This is a genomic window from Halomonas terrestris (assembly GCF_049166755.1).
Lineage (GTDB): Bacteria > Pseudomonadota > Gammaproteobacteria > Pseudomonadales > Halomonadaceae > Halomonas.
The window spans coordinates 14147-34206 of the sequence record NZ_JBMHFZ010000022.1 but is presented as its reverse complement, the minus strand read 5'-3'; the positions used below and the strand labels follow the sequence as shown (position 1 = coordinate 34206).

The 20060-nt window shown below is 63.8% G+C and carries 20 protein-coding genes; 15 read left to right on the top strand and 5 right to left on the bottom strand.

Annotated elements, in window-relative coordinates; translation table 11 throughout:
* Positions 1-379: 379 nt before the first annotated feature.
* Both ACOMD9_RS17590 and merR read right to left on the bottom strand, forming a co-directional pair.
* Positions 380-3877: a putative bifunctional diguanylate cyclase/phosphodiesterase gene (locus tag ACOMD9_RS17590; RefSeq protein ID WP_421417284.1), complete on the bottom strand. Its 3498-nt coding sequence runs from the start codon at positions 3875-3877 to the stop codon at positions 380-382.
* 125 nt (positions 3878-4002) lie between these two features.
* Entirely contained in the window at positions 4003-4422 is a 420-nt protein-coding gene (gene merR / locus ACOMD9_RS17585; protein WP_421417283.1) for an Hg(II)-responsive transcriptional regulator, read from the bottom strand.
* Between the two features lie 72 nt (positions 4423-4494).
* Here merR and merT point away from each other — a divergent pair, with 72 nt between their 5' ends.
* The 5 genes from merT (at position 4495) to ACOMD9_RS17560 (ending at position 7588) form a co-directional block, all read left to right on the top strand.
* On the top strand, positions 4495-4845 hold the full coding sequence (merT, locus tag ACOMD9_RS17580) for a mercuric ion transporter MerT (protein ID WP_421417282.1): 351 nt from the start codon (positions 4495-4497) through the stop codon (positions 4843-4845).
* 14 nt (positions 4846-4859) lie between these two features.
* A complete protein-coding gene (gene merP, locus ACOMD9_RS17575; protein WP_421417281.1) occupies positions 4860-5156 on the top strand; it encodes a mercury resistance system periplasmic binding protein MerP in 297 nt (98 codons plus the stop codon).
* A 2-nt stretch (positions 5157-5158) separates the two neighbouring features.
* Positions 5159-5416, top strand: a complete 258-nt coding sequence (merF, locus tag ACOMD9_RS17570) for a mercury resistance system transport protein MerF (RefSeq protein WP_421417280.1) — start codon at positions 5159-5161, stop codon at positions 5414-5416.
* Positions 5409-6815, top strand: a complete 1407-nt coding sequence (merA, locus tag ACOMD9_RS17565) for a mercury(II) reductase (protein ID WP_421417279.1) — start codon at positions 5409-5411, stop codon at positions 6813-6815. Before merF ends, merA begins: the two co-directional genes overlap by 8 nt.
* 68 nt (positions 6816-6883) lie before the next feature.
* Positions 6884-7588, top strand: coding sequence for a TVP38/TMEM64 family protein (locus tag ACOMD9_RS17560; RefSeq protein ID WP_421417278.1), 705 nt, complete (start codon positions 6884-6886; stop codon positions 7586-7588).
* A gap of 15 nt (positions 7589-7603) precedes the next feature.
* On the opposite strand, the gene ACOMD9_RS17555 is transcribed toward ACOMD9_RS17560, so the two are convergent.
* Positions 7604-8512 (bottom strand): AraC family transcriptional regulator, encoded by a 909-nt coding sequence (locus ACOMD9_RS17555; protein ID WP_421417277.1) that lies wholly within the window; start codon positions 8510-8512, stop codon positions 7604-7606.
* 106 nt (positions 8513-8618) lie between these two features.
* On the opposite strand from ACOMD9_RS17555, the gene ACOMD9_RS17550 reads away from it, so the two are divergent.
* The 5 genes from ACOMD9_RS17550 (at position 8619) to ACOMD9_RS17530 (ending at position 12656) form a co-directional block, all read left to right on the top strand.
* Positions 8619-9464, top strand: coding sequence for a cysteine hydrolase family protein (locus ACOMD9_RS17550; protein ID WP_421417276.1), 846 nt, complete (start codon positions 8619-8621; stop codon positions 9462-9464).
* 299 nt (positions 9465-9763) lie between these two features.
* On the top strand, positions 9764-10795 hold the full coding sequence (locus ACOMD9_RS17545; protein WP_421417275.1) for an ABC transporter substrate-binding protein: 1032 nt from the start codon (positions 9764-9766) through the stop codon (positions 10793-10795).
* Complete coding sequence (locus ACOMD9_RS17540) at positions 10792-11556, top strand: ABC transporter permease (RefSeq protein ID WP_421417274.1); 765 nt, start codon at positions 10792-10794, stop codon at positions 11554-11556. The genes ACOMD9_RS17545 and ACOMD9_RS17540 overlap by 4 nt, the downstream gene beginning before the upstream one ends.
* Entirely contained in the window at positions 11553-12323 is a 771-nt protein-coding gene (locus ACOMD9_RS17535) for an ABC transporter ATP-binding protein (protein WP_421417273.1), read from the top strand. The genes ACOMD9_RS17540 and ACOMD9_RS17535 overlap by 4 nt, the downstream gene beginning before the upstream one ends.
* Positions 12324-12356: 33 nt before the next feature.
* The gene (locus ACOMD9_RS17530; RefSeq protein WP_421417272.1) at positions 12357-12656 is read left to right on the top strand and encodes a hypothetical protein; all 300 of its coding nucleotides are present in this window, start codon (positions 12357-12359) and stop codon (positions 12654-12656) included.
* A gap of 362 nt (positions 12657-13018) precedes the next feature.
* On the opposite strand, the gene ACOMD9_RS17525 is transcribed toward ACOMD9_RS17530, so the two are convergent.
* Positions 13019-14449 carry an IS1182 family transposase gene (locus tag ACOMD9_RS17525; protein WP_421417271.1) on the bottom strand — a complete coding sequence of 477 codons (1431 nt, stop codon included), beginning with the start codon at positions 14447-14449 and terminating at the stop codon, positions 13019-13021.
* Between the two features lie 113 nt (positions 14450-14562).
* On the bottom strand, positions 14563-14937 hold the full coding sequence (locus tag ACOMD9_RS17520; protein ID WP_183334459.1) for a histone-like nucleoid-structuring protein, MvaT/MvaU family: 375 nt from the start codon (positions 14935-14937) through the stop codon (positions 14563-14565).
* A gap of 234 nt (positions 14938-15171) precedes the next feature.
* On the opposite strand from ACOMD9_RS17520, the gene ACOMD9_RS17515 reads away from it, so the two are divergent.
* From ACOMD9_RS17515 to ACOMD9_RS17495, 5 genes are read left to right on the top strand one after another with little or no spacing between them, the layout of a single operon-like run.
* Complete coding sequence (locus tag ACOMD9_RS17515; protein WP_421417270.1) at positions 15172-15606, top strand: TIGR03757 family integrating conjugative element protein; 435 nt, start codon at positions 15172-15174, stop codon at positions 15604-15606.
* Positions 15603-16553, top strand: a complete 951-nt coding sequence (locus ACOMD9_RS17510; protein WP_421417269.1) for a TIGR03756 family integrating conjugative element protein — start codon at positions 15603-15605, stop codon at positions 16551-16553. Before ACOMD9_RS17515 ends, ACOMD9_RS17510 begins: the two co-directional genes overlap by 4 nt.
* A gap of 14 nt (positions 16554-16567) precedes the next feature.
* Positions 16568-18043, top strand: coding sequence for an integrating conjugative element protein (locus ACOMD9_RS17505; RefSeq protein WP_421417268.1), 1476 nt, complete (start codon positions 16568-16570; stop codon positions 18041-18043).
* Positions 18043-18423 (top strand): hypothetical protein, encoded by a 381-nt coding sequence (locus ACOMD9_RS17500; RefSeq protein ID WP_421417267.1) that lies wholly within the window; start codon positions 18043-18045, stop codon positions 18421-18423. The genes ACOMD9_RS17505 and ACOMD9_RS17500 overlap by 1 nt, the downstream gene beginning before the upstream one ends.
* Positions 18423-19952, top strand: a complete 1530-nt coding sequence (locus ACOMD9_RS17495) for a conjugal transfer protein TraG N-terminal domain-containing protein (RefSeq protein ID WP_421417266.1) — start codon at positions 18423-18425, stop codon at positions 19950-19952. The genes ACOMD9_RS17500 and ACOMD9_RS17495 overlap by 1 nt, the downstream gene beginning before the upstream one ends.
* The last annotated feature ends 108 nt before the right edge of the window (positions 19953-20060 follow it).

Genomic DNA, 20060 nt, shown 5'->3' with positions numbered 1-20060 from the left:
CGACTCCTGACACTTCGTGCAGCCGCCTTTTGAAAATGACAGCAGAAGGCCTTGGAGAAGCGATCGTTCGTAAAGAAATTGCGTGAATATTTATACGTTTATAAAACTTCGGGGTTGTTTACATTGTCTTCAGAGTGCTGCGACTCGACCAGAAGCAGGTAACTCATCGGCTATGCCGGCAGAAGTAGTTCCAAACGAAAAAACCTGGTGACGGGACGACACCAGAGGAAAGCAAGGATATCAGGGATGCGCCTCTTGGCCAGAGGCACAGTGCCAATGCCTATGCAGGGGCAAGGCTGCTGAACATCAGCACCTCCACATAATGCCCTGAACGAAGCTGCGTGGCCACCCCATCCAGACTTTCGGTTGTAGTCCTCTCTCAGACTTCCTTCGTTGACATCTTGGCTCGTTGCGTGAGCCATGTGCTGAGGCTGTCCATGGGCATGGGCCTGGCGAACAGGAAGCCCTGGAAGACCTCACAGCCCAGCGACATCAGGTAGTCATGCTGTTCAGTCGTTTCGATACCCTCGGCGACTACCCTGAGCTCGAGCTCTTGGGCCAGGGTGATGACGCTTTGGCAGATGGCAGCATTCTTGTCGCTCTCCGCAGCGCTCTGCACGAAACTGCGGTCTATCTTGATCTTGTCGATGGGCAGGTCACGCAGATAGCTGAGGCTCGAGAAGCCGGTGCCAAAGTCATCGATACTGGTACTCACCCCCATGCTGCTGAGGGCATGCAGGGTATCGATCGCCCCGTTCGTATCGCGCATCAAGATGCCTTCGGTCAGCTCCAGCTCCAGGTGCTCCGCGTCGAGCCAGGTGTCATCCAGCACGTTGCGCAGCGTGCTGAGGAAGTTGGGGCGATGAAACTGAAGGGGCGACAGGTTGATGGCCATGCGTCCTTTCAGCAGCCCTTTCTCCACTAGCTGTCGGGCGTCGCGGCAGGCTTGCTGCATGATCCAACGGCTGAGCGGAATGATCTGTCCCGTCTCCTCCGCCATAGGAATGAAGGTCGCCGGTGAGATGAAGCCCTTGGTCGGATGGTGCCAGCGCACTAGCGCCTCCAGGCCGTCGACGGAGCCGTTCCGTTTCAGCAGCGGCTGATAATGCAGGCTGAGCTGTCCCTGCTCGATCGCTTCCTGAAGGTCACTACGCATGCTGACGCGCTGATTGAGCTTGCTGTCGAGATCGTCGGTGTAGAACTGGTAGGTATTGCGCCCCTGCTGCTTGGCCTCGTACATGGCCATGTCGGCGTGCTGAAGCAATCGTTCGGGGTCAGCGAGTCCGCCAATGTTCACGGCGATGCCGATGCTGGCCGAAACATGTAGCTCATACTCGCCGATCTTGTATGCCTTGTTGAGCGCCTCCAGCAGTCGGCCGGCAATCTCTTCAGCTTCGCTGGGGTGGCCCAGGTCGGGCAACAGTAGGACGAACTCATCTCCCCCCAGGCGGGCAAGAGTGTCGCTGGCTCGTAGTCCCTGTCGTAGTCGGTTGGCCACACTGATCAGCAGCTGGTCGCCAATCTTGTGGCCAAGGGTGTCGTTGACCGGCTTGAACTCATCGAGGTCAATGAACAGCACCGCCAACGTTTTGCCGTTACCTGTCGCCAGCTCCACGTCATGGGCCAGGTGGTCACTGAACAGGGCCCGGTTGCTAAGTCCGGTCAGCACATCATGGGTGGCCTGGTAGGCTAGCTGATTCTCCTGCTCCTTGCGCTCCGAGATGTCGTTCATGATGCCCACAAAGTGGGTGACATGCTGCTGAGCATCGCGCACCGGCGACAGGAACAGTTGATTCCAGAACGTGGTGCCATCACGACGCAAGGCCCGGGTAGTCATCGACAGGCTGTCGCCCAGACGGATAGCCGCACGGATCTTCTCGATATCCCTGGGGGCGGTCTCCGTGCTGCCGAAAAAGGCCCCTGGGCGGCCGAGCACTTCCTGCTCCAGGTAGCCGGTGATACGGGTGAACGCGGGGTTCACGTAGATGATCGGCTTGTCTTCGACGCGCACGTCGATAATGACGGCACCATTGCTGCTGGCCTCCAGGCTACGCTCCAGGATATGCAATCGTTCCTCGGCGGTGACGCGGTCGGTGATGTCCTTGGCGATGCCGAACACGCCGTCAACCTCGCCATTGACGATAATCGGTAGCATCAGCACCTCTAGGTGCTTGGCCGGGTAACCGTCGCGCTGATAGCGCATGGTGTAGCCATAGGAGTGCCCGTGCGAGGCCACCCGAAATGCCGTCTCGGCCTTGTCTATATCCTCTTGTGAGCAGGCAGGTTCGCAGATCACGTCTCTGACATGCTGGCCGAGTATCTCGCTCTCCCGATAACCGATGATGGCTTCAGCACCTGGGTTGCAGCTGCGGTGAGCGCCATGACGGTCAAGGGCAAAGACAGCATCGGGGTGCTGAGTAAACAGCGACCGGAAGCGTTGTTCGCTGAGTTGAAGAGCATCGGCCTGTGACGCTCGGACCCAGACGAGCGATCGACTGATGATGAGCTGGTAAGTGAAGACCAGGCCCAACAGGCCGAAGATCACCGGTAGCGCCCCTTGCAGGCTGGTCAACACAACCGGGCCGTCCAGGGCTGTTATGGTGAATGTCGGCCCATCTGGCAGGGTCATGTCGTAGGAAGCAAATGCACGCGGTATGATGCCTTCGTGCCAATCCTTGGCAGAGAGCGTGCCCCACGTGATGTCATTCGAGACATAGGTAATGGTGAAGCCACCCGTATCCAGATGACGCTGCAGGTTGATGATCTCGGCAAAGTCGATAGCGGTCAGCATGGTGTTTTGGCCGCTGTCCAGGGTCACTGAGAGCAGACCGAGGCTGCCGCGTGTCGGATCGGGAAAATGCCAGCTCACACTACGGCTTAGCCTCTCCTGCTGACGTAACCAGGCCAGCGTTTCGGGATCTACCAGCTGATCCATCAGCCACAGCAGATCCTCCGGCTCACGTCCCGTCCGCCACCGTACTTGGGTATCAGGTCCCACAAAGGCAATCGCCCGGAAGCTTGATTCGTCGTTCATGTAGGTGCGTACTTCGACCTGCTGAAGCTCTTGCACGATACGATCGGGCAAATCACCCACAGCTCCCCAGCGTGCCGTGAGCCGTTCAATCTGCTCGACCCGCGTTTCAACACGCTGTTCTATGCCGTCGCCAATGTTGCTCACCAACTTGTCGGCAGCGGCCTCGCGGACGTTGTGCTGAGCCCAGCTGCTGATCAGCCAGATAGCAACACTCGCGGTGACACCGAGGACACCTGCCAGCACTACCGAGCGTGGCAGCATTAGCGCCGGATAGACCCGCATACGCGCGATGAGGAGCAAGCTAGCTCCCAGCATCAGGCAGAACACGCTGCCCATCGCTGTCAGCCCCACCACGGCCTGAGGGGGCGTCTTGGTTGTCAGTGGATATAGCAACGTGACCAGGCCAATCCCAATCGAGACCCAACCGATCATGTGATAGCAACGCCGGGTATGTTTCGATGCCGGAGAAAGGCAGCAACATGCCCCCATGACCAGCACCAGTGAGGCCGGCACCGGGCCCAGGCGTGGTTGCCTTGTCAGCCATGACACGCCTGTGTCGGTGACAGGCGCAAAAAGATGATGGCCAAGGCTGTAACCGCCCAATGCCACCATCGCGGCTCCCGTCCAATGCTGCCAGCCTGATTTATTCCGGAGCAGGGCCAAGAGCCCGAAGCTGACCAGCAACACGGCGAAGGTGCCATCAGCCGTCAATCGCCACTGTGGTGGCAAGGGAAATTGGGCAACGATATCGAGCAGCAGGCTGCTAAGGCCCATCAGGAAACTGCTGGTGAGCAGGATCAACAACCAGGCCTGCATGGCGAGGTGGCGGTTACTCAGGTCCATCGGTTCTTATTGTCCTTTGAGTGCGGCGTCACGACAGAAAGTGATTCAGACGAGGCATGTAGGGCGTGGCGGTACCGTCTCCTCTTTGGTCGACAAGCAGTCCTGAATAATTTCGCCGTTATATGTCAGGTTTTCCCTATCCCTTCATGCAATGACGCAATCAGCGGGCAGGTGACGCTGCCATGCTGGGCATGGCACCGGGCCACCATGTCACTCAAGGCCTTCTCGATCTGCTGCAGTCTGTCGAGCTTTTCCCGTACGTCCCGCAACTTGTGCTCGGCGAGTTCGCTGGCTTCCTGGCAGTGAGTGCCATCCTCCAGCCGGAGTAGGTCGCCGATCTCGTCGAGGCTGAAGCCCAGCTGCTGCGCCGTCTTCACGAACGTCAACCTGTCGATATCGGCGTCACCATAGCGTCGAATGCCCCCCGGGGGCCGTTCGGGCACCGTCAACAGACCGCGCCGCTGGTAATAGCGGATGGTTTCCACATGAACGCCCGCCGCTCTGGCCAGGCCACCGATGGTCAGTGATTCCACCGTGTTCGGCATGTTCCTTGACTCCGTAGTTGACTACGGAAGTAACCTTATCCCTACCCACATGGCGCATGAAAGGGAGGTGGCATGCCGACATCGAAATCGGGACGTGGTCCCTTGGCTGCCGGAGGCGTCGCGGCACTGCTGGCCTCGGCCTGCTGTCTTGGTCCATTGCTACTGATCACTCTGGGGGTTTCCGGTGCCTGGATCGGCAATCTCACGGCCCTGGAACCTTATCGCCCGCTGTTCATTGCGATCGCCTTGGTGGCAATGGGCTTCGCCTGGCGCCGTATCTTTCGGCCAGCGGCCATCTGCCAGCCGGGGGAGGTGTGTGCGCTCCCTCGCGTGCGAACGGCCTACAAGGCGATCTTCTGGCTGGTATCAGTGCTGGTATTGATCGCCTTGGCGTTCCCCTACGTCCTGCCGCTGTTCTATTGAAAGGAGAGATGTGCATGAAAACGCGTTTGGCGCTGGTAGCTTTCATCGTCCTGTTCAGCACGCCCGTCTGGGCCGCCGTGCAGACCGTGACGCTCGCGGTGCCGGGCATGACCTGCGCCGCTTGCCCGATCACTGTCAAGGCTGCTCTTGGCCGGGTGGGGGGTGTCTCGCACGTTGTGGTGAGTTACCCGGATCGTGAAGCCGTGGTCACCTTCGAGGACTCCCTGACCTCCGTGGAGGCTCTGATCGAGGCCACCACCAACGCCGGCTATCCCTCAACCCCATCAGCTGCGCAAGCAGGCCGAAAGTGACCATGAAAAATCCCACGACGTTGCTGCGTGTAGGCGTGGTCGGCACCGTGCTGGTCGCACTCTGCTGTTTCACGCCGATTCTGGTGATCCTGCTGGGCAGCGTGGGATTGGCGGCGCTCACCGGCTACCTGGATCTCGTGCTGCTGCCCGCCTTGGCCGGCTTCATCGGCCTGACTGCCTATGCGCTGTGGCGCAAGAAACAAATCGACGCCTGCTGTCGCCATGCGTCCAGACGCTCAAGGAGCTCCCCGAATGAGTGATGACAAGATCCTGCACATCGCCGTGATCGGCAGCGGCGGAGCGGCCATGGCCGCTGCCCTCAAGGCCGTCGAACGCGGCGCTCGTGTCACCTTGATCGAACGGGGCACCCTGGGGGGGACGTGCGTGAACATTGGTTGCGTACCTTCGAAGATTTTTATCCGCGCCGCCCATGTCGCCCACCTGCGCCGGGAAAGCCCCTTCGACGCGGGGCTGAGCGCCCAGGCACCAGAGGTGGATCGGCCCAGACTGCTGGAGCAGCAGCAGGCGCGTGTCGAGGCGCTGCGCGAGGCCAAGTATGCGAGCATCCTGCGCGACCACCCGGCGATCACGGTGCTCAGCGGTGAGGCGCGCTTCCTTGATGCCCACCGAATCGCAGTCACGCTGAACGACGGCGGCGAGCGCATCATCGATTTCGATCGGGCCTTCATCGGCACCGGTGCTCGCCCCGCTGAGCCGCCGGTGTCGGGGCTTGTCGACACGCCCTACCTGACCTCCACCAGCGCCCTGTCACTCGACACCATCCCCGCACGGCTGGTCGTGATGGGCGCCGGCTTCGTCGCCCTGGAGCTGGCCCAGGCCTTCGCCCGACTGGGCAGCCGGGTCACCGTGCTGGCTCGCAGCCGCCTGCTCTCCGCCGAGGATCCCGCCATCGGCGAGGCCGTCGAGACCGTATTCAAGCGTGAGGGCATCGAGGTCCTCAAGCAGATCCAGGCCAGCCGCGTGGACCACGTCGACGATGAGTTCGTGCTGGAGACCAACGCCGGCACCCTGCGGGCGGATCAGTTGCTGGTCGCCACCGGCCGCACCCCCAACACCGAAGGTCTGAACTTGGAGAGTATCGGTGTGGTAACTGCGCAGGGGGCGATTCGGGTGGACGATCGCCTGCGCACTACGGTGTCGAACATCCATGCCGCTGGTGATTGCACCGAGCTGCCCGAGTTCGTCTATGTTGCCGCCACCGCCGGCAGCCGTGCCGCCATCAACATGACCGGCGGCGAAGCCCGCTTGGACCTCGGCGCCATGCCCGGGGTGATGTTCACTGAGCCCCAGGTGGCCACGGTGGGCCTGACGGAGGCTCAGGCGATCGACCAGGGTATCGAGGTCGAGACCCGTACCCTTGAGCTGGAGAACGTGCCGCGGGCATTGGTGAACTTCGACACACTGGGCTTCATCAAGATGGTCGCTCAACGCGATACCGGACGTTTGCTTGGTGTGCAGGCGGTGGCGGGAGACGCCGGTGAGCTGATCCAGGCGGCGGTGCTGGCGTTGCGGGCGCGCATGACGGTCGAGGAGATCGGCGACGAGCTGTTTCCCTACCTGACCATGGTGGAGGGGCTAAAGCTCTGCGCCCAGACCTTCACCAAGGACGTGAAGCAGCTTTCCTGCTGTGCAGGTTGAGTTTAAGCGCCGCCTGCGCCTTTTCCATGGGCAGATAACCTGACGCTACGACCAAGGATGCCGATATCGTGACCATTCCCGCAGCCTGGGCCTTCAGGGCCGGCCTCCTCGCCACCGTGACGGCCATCATGGCCGGCATCTGGTGGCTGCTCCAGGTGCTGGGCCTGCCCATGAGCTTCTCCCCCTCCGGCATCGCCGAATGGTTCAACAGCCAGGGCAAGCTGGGGCCTCTGCTGCTCATGCTGTTGATGATGCTGGCGGTGGTGGTGGGCCCGATTCCCACCCTGCCGGTGACCGCCGCGGCCGGGCTGGCCTTCGGCCTGCTCCCGGGTGTGCTGCTGACGATCATCGGGGCCATGACCGGGGCCATGATCGCCTTCACCCTGGCCCGGCTGCTGGGGCGGGATGCCCTGCGCGCCAGGCTGCCGACCAATCCGCTGTTCGGTATCCAGGGCTCGCAGCGCCTGCTGTTCCTGACCGTACTGGTCACGCGTCTGGTGCCCATCTTCTCGTTTGCGCTGGTGAGCTACGCCGCCGGGGTCACCGCCATCACCACGGGACGCTTCGCGCTGGGCACGGTGGTCGGCATGCTGCCCATGACCCTGGTGTTCGCCGGCCTCGGACGAGCCTTCGAGCTGCACCCGCTGCTCTCGATCACGGCCGCCGTCGTCATACTCAGCGTGATGACCCTGCTGCCCTGGTACCTGAGCCGACGGCGCCACTCCCGGCTGGCCCGCTGGCTGCACCTGGACGATGAGCCACCCGGGGAGTAGCCGGCAACCGGCGACTCAGCGGGTATCGTCGCGCTGCTCGCGCCGGTAGTGCTCGGGGTCTTGCCCGAAGCGCGACTTGAAGGCGGCGCTGAACTGGCTCCGGCTTCGGTAGGCACAGCGCAGGGCCACCTGCTTGACCGGCAGCGATGACGTGGCCAGCAGGTCACGTGCCAGGCGCAGGCGCCGCTCGGCGAGGAAGCGCTGGGGCGGCTCCCCGTAGGCCCTCTTGAAGCGGGCGATGAAGGTCGTACGACTCATGTGGCTGAGTGCTGCCAGCTCCTCGATACCGATGCGACGCCCGAGGTCCTCGGTCATTGCCGAGACGGCCGCCCCCAGTGCCGGGTCCTGCAGCGCCAGCAGCCAGGCGGGATGCGTAGCGCTGGCCTCGAGCTCCCGAAGCAGCAGCACCAGGCACTGCTTCATCAGCGCGTCGATCATCGCCTGGCTGCCCAGCGCCTGGGTGGATAACTCCTCGAACAGTGACTCGAACAGTGGCGAGATGGCCGCGTCGCCCGAGGCGATCCGCACCGGCGCCTGCAGCCGGTCGAACGGCGAGCCGGCCAGCTCGGGGGTCCCGACATCAAGCATTCCGCAGAGGATCAACACCCCGGGCAGCCGGTCGTCACGCTGGCTGCGCAGCCACTCCAGGGTGCCACTGGCGGGCTCGCAGTGAGGCAGCTGGAAGGGGTCGCCGGCCGTTTCGCTGACGGTCAATCGCTGGTGCGGCGGACAGATCACCAGGATGCCCGGCGCCAGCGGCAACGGTCGATGCGAGCCGTCGCGCAGGCGGCCTCCTCCACGCAGCACGTAATGCAGCGAGACACTTCCCAGCGGGGGCGTCTCCAGCGGCCAGCCGCGACGCACCTCACAGACGGCGAAGGACCTCACCTCGATGGTCATGCGCTTGAGCAGCTGGTCGAGCATGCAGGCCCCGGACGGAAACGGATGAAATGGCACCCATTGCGAACAATATCGCACGGGCATGGCGCTAGCCTGACATCGTACCGTCCACACTTGAGAGGAACACACCATGTGCGATCACAAGGCTCATTCCATGGCCTCCGAGCCGACCTTCCACGCCGTCGACAAGGACCGCCGTCGCCTGCTCGCCGGCGGGCTGGCGGGCATCACTGCCGCCACCCTGGGTGGTCTGCCCAGCGGTGCCGAAGCCGCAGAGCATGCCGGTGATCCCTACGCTCCGCCCGAGAAAGCGGCCCTGCCGGGTGGCGGCTTCGAGCTCGACCTTGCGCGAGCCGCACTGGTGGTGACCGATCCACAGATCGACTTCCTGAGTCCTGACGGCGTCACCTGGGAAGTGGTCGGCGAGAGCGTCCGGGAACACGGGACCGTCGAGAACATTCGACGCCTGTTTGCCGCTGCCAAGCAGCGCGGCATCACCGTGGCCGTCTCGCCCCACTATTACTTTCCCCATGACCATCGCTGGCAGTTCAATGGCCCGCTGGAGAAGCTGATGCACAACATCGGCATGTTCGATCGCCCGGATACTCTGGCGGCACTCGAGCGCGACAGCGGAGCGGACTTCATGCCCGAGTACCGCGAGTTCATCGAGGATGGCAAGACCATCATCACCTCCCCCCACAAGGTCTACGGGCCCGAGCAGAACGACCTGGTGCTGCAGCTGAGGAAACAGCGCGTCGATCAGGTCATCCTGGCCGGCATGTCGGCCAACCTGTGTGTCGAGGCCCATATGCGCGAGCTTCTGGAACAAGGCTTCGAGGTGGTGGTAGTGCGCGATGCCACGGCCGCCGCCAAGCTCCCGGAAGGTGACGGCTACCTCGCCGCTCTGACCAACTTCCGCTACATGGCCAATGCCCTGTGGAGCACCGAAGAAACCGTCGCTCGCCTGCAGGCGTGACCACTAACCAGTAGGCGTCCGGCAAGGGCGCCTAGAATTTCAAGCGCCTTCCGATCAACTGGCCTGCTGCTGCTTGGTCTGTAGATGGCCAGTGCTGTGATGCGAGTTACACGTGCTCAACGCAGCGGGCTCAGGCCCGCTGCGCCTGGATCGAGGCGCTTTATCCCCTCACTGTTACACCACGTGAAGGGATAAATATAAATAACATATGTGTATAAAAAATAATTTTAAATAAATATTAAAGAATAAAAAATCATCGCGCTAGGATGAGGTCAATGATTCATCCCCGGAGAAACCCGATGCTTCGCGTCTTCCGCCTGATGGCCCCGCTGCTGGCCCTGCTGATCGCCGCCGGCCCGGCCCAGGCCGCCGACCCCACCACCCGCCTCGAGGTGGGCTACATGCCGATCCTGCCGGTCGCCCAGCTGTTCGTGATGGAGGGCGAGGGCTGGACCACCGAGGCCGGCCTCGAGCTCGAGCTGACCCGCTTCTCCAGCGGCCCGGCCATGGTCCAGGCCCTGGCCTCCGGCGAGCTCGACGTCATGTACTTCGGCATCGGCCCGGCCATGGTCGCCCGCGCCAATGGCGTGCCGATCAAGGTGCTGGCGGCCAGCATCCGCGAGCAGATCGGCCTGGTCGCCCGCGGCGAGCTGGCCGACGCCTTCGCTCGCGTCGAGGACCCCGCCGAGGCCATCGCCCGCTTCACCGAGACGCAGGACCGCAAGCCGAAGATCGCCACCTTCCCCCGCGGCTCGGTGCCCGACACCGTGCTGCGCTACTGGCTGGTCGAGCGGCTGGGCGTGGGCGAGGAGGCCGTGGAGATCGTCGCCATGGGCGCCGACCGGGTCCAGCAGGCACTGCTGGCCGGGGCGGTGGATGGCGCCTCGATCCTCGAGCCGATCCTCACCACCGTGCAGGAGCGCGACGACAGCGCCCGGGTCGTGGCCCGGGCCGACGAGATGCTGCCCGGCCAGCCCGGCGCCGTGCTGGCGGCCCGCGAGAGCGCGCTGGCGGACCATCCGGAAGCGCTGCGCGCGCTGATGGCCCTGCACCTGCGCGCCACCGAGGTACTGCGCGAGGAGCCCGGGCGCGCCGCGCCCCATGTCCGGGAGTTCGTCGGCAAGCGCCTGATCGGGCTCGATACCGTGGAAGCCGCCCTGCGCTCCCCCTCCTCGAACTACCTGGCCGACCCCCATGCCATCCTCGAGGCCACCCGCACCATGCACGATTTCCAGGCCGCCCAGGGCACGCTCAGGAAGCGCGTCGACCTGGACGCGCTGTTCGACACCGGCCTCTACGATGCCGTGGCCGAGGAGCGCGCGGGATCATGACACCGGTCCTGTCGCGCCATCGCCGCAGCCTGCTCGGCGCCCTGGGCCTGGCCGCCTTCCTGCTGCTCTGGGAACTGGCCCTGCGCAGCGGCCTGCTGCCCGGGAGCCTGGTGCCGCTTCCGTCGGCAATTCCCGGCGTCCTGGCCGCGGAGATCGCCGACGGCATCTGGCTCGAGGTGGTGACGGCGAGCCTCGCTCACTACAGCGTTGGCCTGCTGCTGGGCTCTCTGCTGGGCATCACCGTGGGGGTGTCGGCGGCGCTGCTGCCGGCCGTCGACGCCCTTCACGCCTGGCTGGCCCGGCTGCTGCGCCCGATTCCGCCCCTGGCCTGGATTCCCTTTGCCATCATCTGGTTCGGCATCAACCCCTCGGCGGCGGCCTTCATCATCAGCATCGGCGTGTTCTGGATCAACTACTTCGCGAGCTACAGCGCGGTACGCTCGGTGGACCCGGGCTATGACGAGGTCGCCCGGGCCTTCGGCCATGATGGCTTCCTGGCGCGGCTGGCCAAGGTCAGCCTGCCGGCGGCGGCCCCGGGCATCCTCGGCGGGCTGCGCGCCGGCCTGGGCCAGGGCTGGATGACGGTAGTGGCCGCCGAGCTGTTCGGCATCCCGGGCATCGGCCAGCGCATGATGGAGGCGTCCAGCCTGCTCGCCACCGACATCGTGGTGGTCTACATGCTGACCATCGCCGGGCTCTATGCGGCCTTCGACTTCCTGTTCATGACCCTGCAGCGCCGGCTGCTAAGGTGGCAGCCATGACCGCCTCCCAGACGACCCTGCCCCCGGTGCTGCGCGCGCGCGACATCCGCCTGGGCTTTCGCGGCACGCCGGTGCTCGCCGGCGTCGACCTCGACCCCAATCCCCGGGAGTTCGTCGCCGTGGTGGGCGCGTCGGGGGTCGGCAAGTCGACCCTGCTGCGCGCCCTGGCCGGCCTGCTCGCCCCCCAGGAGGGCACGGTCGAGATTCCCGAGGGCAGGGCCCGCGACACCCGGGCCTGGTCGATGGTCTTCCAGGCGCCGCGGCTCTTCCCCTGGCGACGCGTGCGCGCCAACGTGGAACTGGGCCTGGAGGGGCTCGCCCTCTCCCGGGCCGAGCGGCGGCAACGGGCCCTGGAGCCCCTGGCGCTGGTGGGGCTGGAAGAGCTCGCCGAGCGCTGGCCGCATACCCTCTCGGGCGGCCAGCAGCAGCGGGTGGGCATCGCCCGGGCACTGGCCGTGCGCCCGCGGGTGCTGTTCATGGACGAGCCCTTCTCGGCGCTGGACGCCATCACCCGGCGCCGCCTCCAGCAGGAGTTGGTCGACCTGCGCCGCCGCACCGAGGCCGCCATCGTCTTCGTCACCCACGACATCGAGGAGGCCGTGCTGCTCGCCGACCGGGTGATGGTGCTGGGTGGCCAGGCAGCGGGCCAGCCGGCGGGGGTGGTGGAGACCCTCGACATCCCGCTGCCGCTGGACGACCGCCGCGACCATCCGGGCTTCGCCGACTGCCTGCAGGCCGTCGAGCGCCATATCGGCGCCGCCCACTGACGCCCTTCCCCCCACCCCGAACCAGGAGGCCCCATGGCCACGCTGCGCGTCCTGCTGCATGCCCCCACCGCCGAGGCCCTCGCCCGGGCACGGCGCAACGCCCGCAACCTGGGCAGAGCCCGCCCCGATGCCGAGGTGCTGATCCTTGCCAACGCGGGGGCGGTGGCCGCGGCCCTGGCGACTCCCGACGAGACCGACCCCCTGCTGCGGCTGTGCCGCAACTCCCTGGCCGCCCAAGGGCTCAACAATACCGCCAACCTTTCAGAGGTCGAGGCAGCCGTTGTTACTTTAGCGGAGCTTCAGGCTGCAGGATGGTCCTACATTCGCGCTTAACGTGGAATGCAGCAAATAACGGATATTAGGCCAAGAGTTGGTGAGTCGATTGATGCGTAGGTGTCCAGAAAACGAAGGTTTCCTTTCAATATAGTTGAGTTGGCAGGCAGGGAATGTAGCCAAAACAAGCCGCGTAGTGTGCCGAAGACCAAGTCCGATTATGGCCGAGGCTGTGTGAAAACCCAAAAAGCCGTTGCCTGTTCCCGCATCCGGCTGTCAGGCCACGCCCAGCGGCCAACGAGACGTCTCAAAGCACTTCCGTGATCGCCACATACGAGGTTATTCAAAATCGCGCGCCCCGAGAAACCTTTCCTGGCGAGAGTCATAGGGCGCTACAGGCGCTACAGAGAGCGGCAGGCACACTATGCCCGCATCGCCTGAATCAACCCCTTGGTGCCGAGGATCTTCAAGACGCGTTTCATGTTGTAGGCCAGCACGTGAAGGCTCATTTCCGTGCTGACGTTCTTGAGGCTCTTGGTCAGAAAATGCGTCGATCCCATCCAGGCCTTCAGTGTGCCGAACGGGTGCTCGACTGTCTGGCGTCTAAGACGCATCATCTCCGGTTTCTGGTCCAGCCTAGACTGTACCGCCTCAAGCACATCCTCATGCTCCCAGCGTTTGATACGCCGATGTTTACCAGTGGTACATTGCCCTTTCATCGTGCAGTTTGGGCAGGCTGAACTCCAGTAGCAATGCAGCGTCTGACCCTTTTCGACGCTCTTGAAACGCCAGATAAGTCGTTCTCCCGCAGGGCAGCGATATTCGTTGCTTTCGGGGATGAAGAGAAATGCCTCTCTGGGAAACATTCCCTTGGCCTGGCTCGGTGAGGTTTTCGGTTTGGGGAGATAGATGGTGATACCGGCCTTGTGGCACTCGAGAATCTCTTCTCCCTTAAAGTAACCGCGATCAGCCACGACGGTGAGATCTTCGATGCCGCTGGCATCACGCGCCTGATTGGCCATCCTGGAAAGTTGACTGCGGTCACTACCAACGTTGGTGACCTCATGGGCGATGATCAAGTGATGCCGGTTATCTACAGCCGTCTGTACGTTATACCCCACTACCCCGGTGCCTCGCGTCGTCATGGAGCGGGAATCGGGATCCGTCAACGAGACCTGCTGGTCAGGTGCCTGGGTTCTTTGTATTTCAATGGCTTGCAGTTTCTGCACTTCCTCGGTGAGGGCGGCGATCTTTTCCTTCAGCTTTGCTGTCTGCGCCTCTGTGACAGCGGGGTCGCCTTGGTCAGCTGAGTCGAGTTGTCGTAGGTAACGCTCGATGCTCTTCTCGATCTCCTCTGCGCGCCGTTTCATCTTGGCAAACGTAAAGTTGCGGTCACGGTTGTTGACCGCCTTGAACTTACTCCCGTCGATGGCCACGATCGCTTGTGTGAAAAGCCCAAGACGCCGGCAGAGCACGACAAAGTCTCGGCAGGTGGCACGGATCGCCTTGCCGTTGTGCTTTCGAAAATCGGCAATTGTCTTGAAGTCCGGTGCCAGGCGCTCTGTCAGCCACATCAGCTCGACATTGCGCTGCGCCTCCCGCTCCAAGCGGCGGCTGGATTGGACACGATTGAGGTAGCCGTAGAGGTAGATTTTCAGGAGTACAGCGGGGTGATAGGCGGGCCGGCCGGTAGCATGGGGATCGACACCCTTGAAACCGAGTTGTCTGAGGTCAAGGGCCTCAACGAAGGCCTCGATGGCTCGGACCGGGTTGTCCTCCGAGACAAAATCATCAAGAAGCTCAGGGAACAACGTGGCTTGAGACCGGGACTCACCTGCAACGAAGCGCTTCATCGGCACCTCCACGAGCTGTCACGGATAGAGTATAGCGGCAGCCACGTTTTCACACAGCCTCGGCCGATAGCGGCCTGCCTGCCATATCGATGGCAGACAGGTTAATAAATATCTTAGTCCTCAGTCCTAACTAGCCACCCCTCTACGGTTTCAGCGCCGTGCTCTTCCTTCCAAGCCTTCAGCGTCTTCTGGTTGCCGCCGCGGGTCTCGACGACTTCGCCGGTGTTCGGGTTCTTGTAGATTTTCAGCTTGCGCTTGGCGCGGCCGCTGCTCTTGGTGCTGCTGGAGCTCTTGTCAGCGGTCTGGGTGGGGTCCAGCAGCTTGATGACGTCGGCAGCGGACTTGTCGAACTCGCGCATTAGGTCTTCGAGGTGGTTCTTGAAATCCAGCTCGGTCTTTAGGCGATCGTCGTTCTTCAGCCTGTCCAGCTCTTCCTGAAGCTGCTTGAGCTGCTGTTCCTTCTGCATATAGGTGCTGAGAATGGACATGATTTTCCTTGCGTTGGGTGAATGTTGGGAAACATTATGGTGGCAGTTTTAGCATGAATCAATGTTGCTGGTCAGTTAAACGAAGATGATTTTGACTTCAGGAGTAGAAGTCTCTATTGAGACTGTGAACGCTGGGACAGAAAACACCTCGCAGCCGAATTAACATTTCTTGATGCTGTCCCTGATGGGCTCAGCAATGCTGTGCCAGTTCCTTGATCTACTGGAGTGGCAAGCATGGAGAGACACCACTCACGCCCCTGGCTGGCTGCCTTTGGGCTATCTGCCAGCCTGGCAGGCCCCGCACTCGCTGAACCAACCATTGAAGTCTTTACCACAGCCGGGGAGCTGGTCATCAATGTGCCGTCGGACGTGGCAGTGATCGAGCTCGATGCGCCCGCTCGGCTGGACGCCGAGTTGTCGCGTGAGCTGCCCGCGGATCGCGACGTTGCGTCAGATCTGATGCGCGAGCGCATGGCGACTGCTGAGTGGCAAGAGACGGCCGACCGCTATGCCGATAGATATCTCGGCTTGGTCAGGGCCTGGCAGCTGGGCGTCGAGAAAGTCCCCGCCGTGGTGATCGATGGCCGCTATGTGATCTACGGCCAGCCGGACGTCGCCCAGGCGTTGAACGAGGCTGACGGCCTGCTGGGTCAGGAGAGACATCCATGATGCGCTCCAGGACCTTGGGCACTCTGTTGATTGGCGCGGTGCTGAGCCTTGGCGTAGTAGAGAAGCCTGCCCAAGCGCTGACGACGCCGGAAATCGTCGCCTCTTCGCTCTCCACCCAGTGCCTGGATTACCAGGTCATCGGTATTTGTGACTGGCTTAACTGCTCCTGGTCGGGCTGCTCGATCCGCACCTCGGTCCAGGTCCGTCACTATATCCCTGAGCTGGTGGTCTCCAGCTACGAGAACACGGGTGATAATCCCTGGTGGGAGGTGGCGGCACTGTCGCCGCCTCTGGGCGAGGCGCTGGCCGGGGGGCAGAGCACGTCCGATGCCAGCCGAGCTCACCATGAGCACCTGCGATTCAAGAATGTGGATGCTATCGGCCATCCCGCCGGCGGGGCCTTCAGCAGCTTCGCCAGCGCCTTCGGCATGACCTGTGCTGGGGCAGCATCACCTTTCCAGCCCTACCACCTCTCGACGCTGGACGCCCTGGCGTGGCGCAGCGGGCTTCCCGAGTCACTCTACCCCGAGGCGCTGACGCCCGGCATGCGTGAACTGGGCCAGCCCGGTGACCTGTGGGGCAACCTTTACCCCCGCAGCGGCTTCCTGACCCAGGTGCACGACTACAAGATCGCGGCGACCACAGCCCAGCGTTCCGCTGACATCGTCACCCGCACCGGGCAGCCCCATGTCTACACGCCGCTGGTGGCATCCAGCCGTGAGGGGTACTGGCCACCTGGGCCGGTCAAGGAGGGCGATGCCTCCACCCATCGCTGGCAGCGACTGACGCCCAACATGAGCAACGCCTGCCGGGTGTGGCCAGACCGCGAAGTGACCGACACCTATGCCGATCGTCTCGATGCGGGCGGCGACTACGTCTGGTCGCTATGGCGCCCCTATCGCTGCTGCCGGCGCCGCGGCCAGACCCTGCTCTACGCATTCCCCTAGAAGGAGAGGGCACGATGAAAGGATCTCGCAAGCGCCGCTTCACCGTCACGCCGCTGGTCGGCGCCCTGGTCATGGGGCTGTTCGCTTCACAAGCCCAGGCTCAGTCGGCCGATGCGCTCTACTACCAGATCGGCGGGGCCTCACCCTTCAGCGTCTCCGCCGGTCGGGGCTACAACCCCAATAGCCGGGGTATCGGCATTAGCTGGAACATGAATGCCACCTGCGGCAACTTCGATATCGGCGCCACGGTCTCTAACCAGCTCAACGGCGTCACCAACGGCTTCCAGAATCTGATGGGCACAGTGGTCCAGAACGCGCAGGGTGCCGTGGCTTCGCTGCCCGCCATGGTCATCCAGCGGGCCAACCCGGGCCTCTATGACCTCCTGAGCAACGGCGTGCTGCAGGGGCGGGTCGACTTCGACCGCGCCTCCATGTCCTGCCGCCAGATGTCCGAGCGGATGGCCGACATGGTCAGCGGGCAGGGGTGGCAGCAGATGGCTGCGGCCGAGAGCTGGCAGAGCGCAGCGCAGTCCAACGCCGACGTCGTCGCGGCTCAGGAGCAGGTCGACCAGTCAGGCGGAAACCAGGGCGTGACCTGGGTAGGGGGCCAGCGCCGCGGCGGGCAGGATCAGCCGCCGATTCGCGTGGTGCAGGACACCGCTCGCGCTGGTTACAACCTGCTGCACGGCCGTGACGACACCACCAGCACGGCCCCCATTGTCGGAGGCGGTGGCGGCTGGGGATCGGTGGCCACCAACGAGGGCACCTGGATCGGCGGTGGTGGGCTGGCCGGGGCTTCCGGTGGGAGCGGTAGCGGCTCAGGGTCAGGCAGTGGGACAGGGAGCTGCCTGGGCGGCATGTGCACGGTCTGGCAGAGCCCGGAAGAGGCCGCCAAGTGGACCCAGACGGTGATCGGCGAGCAGTCGATTCGCACCTGCGACGGCTGCGAGCGCAGCGAGACTCAGGCTGGTAGTGGCCTGGTGCGCGAGCTGGAGCGTGAGCAGCAGGAGGTCTACGGCAAGCTCCTGAGGCTGGTCGACGGCAGTGAGCCGCTGACGCCGGAGAACCTGCGCCAGGTCTCCGCCGGTGACGGCCTGACCGTCTCCCGTGGGGTGATCGAGTCGCTGCGCACCGACCCCGAGGCCTCACTGCTGATTCACCGCTTGAGCGGTGAGATGGCCCTGGCCAGGACGCTGACCAAGGCGCTGTGGGCGCGTCGGCTGCTGCTGGCCGGTAGCAGTGACCCGGGGGTCGCTGACAATGAGCAGGGCATGTCGGCGCTGGATCGCAAGCTGGTGGCCCTGGATCGGGATATCGAGTCGCTGCGCTCCGAGATGGAGATCCGCCAGGCGCTTGGCAACAGCGCTGCCGGCATCGCCCTGGAGCGAGCCGCCCGGCGCGGCCAGGGAGCCTCCCAGGGCGAGACCTTCCGGCCTGATGCGGCCCTGGACGGCCGTGGGCGCCCAGCAAGCGAGGAGGGCAGCGAGTGATGGCTCGACGCGCTTTCTCCAGGATGAGTCCGGCCCGCTGGCCGTCGCTGCTGCTCGCCATGGCCGTGCTGGTCGTCATGTTCCTGCTGAGCGGCGCCATTCTCGCCGTCAGCGTGCGGCTGCTGGGAGGGCTCGAGGCCCACCATAGCGTCTGGCAGGCCGCCTGGCCGTGGCTGCTGGCCTGGCGGCTGAATCTCTACGCCGCACTGGCTCTGGTCTGGTGGCGCAAGGTGCGCCCCCGGGCGGTGGCACGGTTGCGCCGAGATTATGACGACGGGCGGCAGGCGCTCGCTAAGCTGAGGCGGCTCGAGCTGATGACCATGGGCATCCTGGTGCTGCTGGAGGTTACCAACCTGATCAACCAGCTGGGAGGTGCCTGATGGGAGGCCTGCTCACTGCCCCACTGGTGGTGTTCGACTACTTCGCCAACGCTATGACGCTGCTGGGCTGGATTATCAACAACGCCATCTGGAACGTCATGGTGAGCACCGGCATCGCCGCGGTGCCGTTCATCACCCTAGTGCTTTCCGAGTGGTTCAAGGCCCGCCAAGAGGGCGACGAGGCGGGCACCAAGGGCATCCTGACAGTCAACCGCATCGAGACCCGGCTCTACGCCATGATCATGGCCTACGCCTTCACTTGCCTGCCACTGCTGCAGGTCCAGCTGGCCACCGCCGACATCGACGAGAGCCGGTCGCTGGAGTGCGGCACCCGCCAGTTCGCCTCCGGCGGCTGGTCCGAGGGGGCGTTCGGCGCGACCGAGAACGCTATCGGTGGCCAGCAGGCCAGGATGCCGCTGTGGTGGGCGGGTGTGCATGCCGTCTCGCATGGGGTGACTGCGGCGGCCGTTCACGCCATTCCCTGCTCGACCGATTTCGAGTCGATCCGCATGGAGCTGGACCTGCACAGCATCGAAGACCCGGGGCTGCAACAGGAGGTTGGGGAGTTCCAGCGCCAGTGCTTCGGTCCGGCGCGCAATCGGCTGCTGCAAGAGGGCGACACCATCGAGGCGACCCGCGCCATGGACGTGGACTGGATCGGCTCCAACTACTTCCAGACCACGCCCGGCTACTACGACAGCTTCTACGCGGGACGGCCCATCGCCGGTTTCCCCTACGATGCCGACCGTGACGTCTCCCGACCCAACACTGGCCCCGGGATGCCGGGCTACCCCTCCTGCCAGGAGTGGTGGTCAGCGGAGAACGTAGGCCTGAGGGCCCGGCTGCACGAAGAGGTGAGCCCCTGGTTCTGGGACGACTTCCGCAGCGTCTTCACCAGCAGCGACGCCGAGGACTACGTGATTCGGCGCCTGGTCAGCCCCCGTTCGGGCGCGGCCAGCGGCAACCTGGATCAGGCTGTGGTGGGATTTCGGGGCCTGGACGGGGGAGGCTTCTGGGACGCCACCGTCACCGCCGGCGCCATGGTGGGCGGCACCCTGTCGATCCTGCCCTTCCAGGCCGGCATGGACATGCTCAAGCAGGCACTGCCGATGGTGCAGGGCATCCTGGTGATGGCCATCATCATCTGCCTGCCGTTTGTGATGGTCATCTCCAGCTACAGCTTCAAGGTCGCTGGCATGGCCACCTTTGGGCTCTTCGCCATGTGGTTCCTGACCTTCTGGTGGGAGCTCGCCCGCTGGATCAACTCGAACCTGGTGGACCTGCTTTACCGCAGCGACGCCGCCAAGATGAGCTGGCTTTCCGCCGCCAACAACCTCTATGACCGCATGGTGCTGCAGTTCGTGGAGGGGATGATGTTTCTGATGCTGCCGACGCTATGGGTGGCTGTGTTGGGATGGGCAGGAATGAAGGTCGGCAGCGAGCTCGCAAGAGGCATCGGAGACGGTGGTGGTAAGACAGCCCAGGGTGCTGGGAAGCAGGGAGGGGACAATATCCAATCGAAGTCCTGACCAGTTTCGACTTTTTACTGGCGCTGATCCGCGATACTAGCTGCAGCCTGCTTGTTTCACCCAAAGCCCCCTGAGTGGCCATCCTGCTTCAGCGCTGCCATCGCCTTT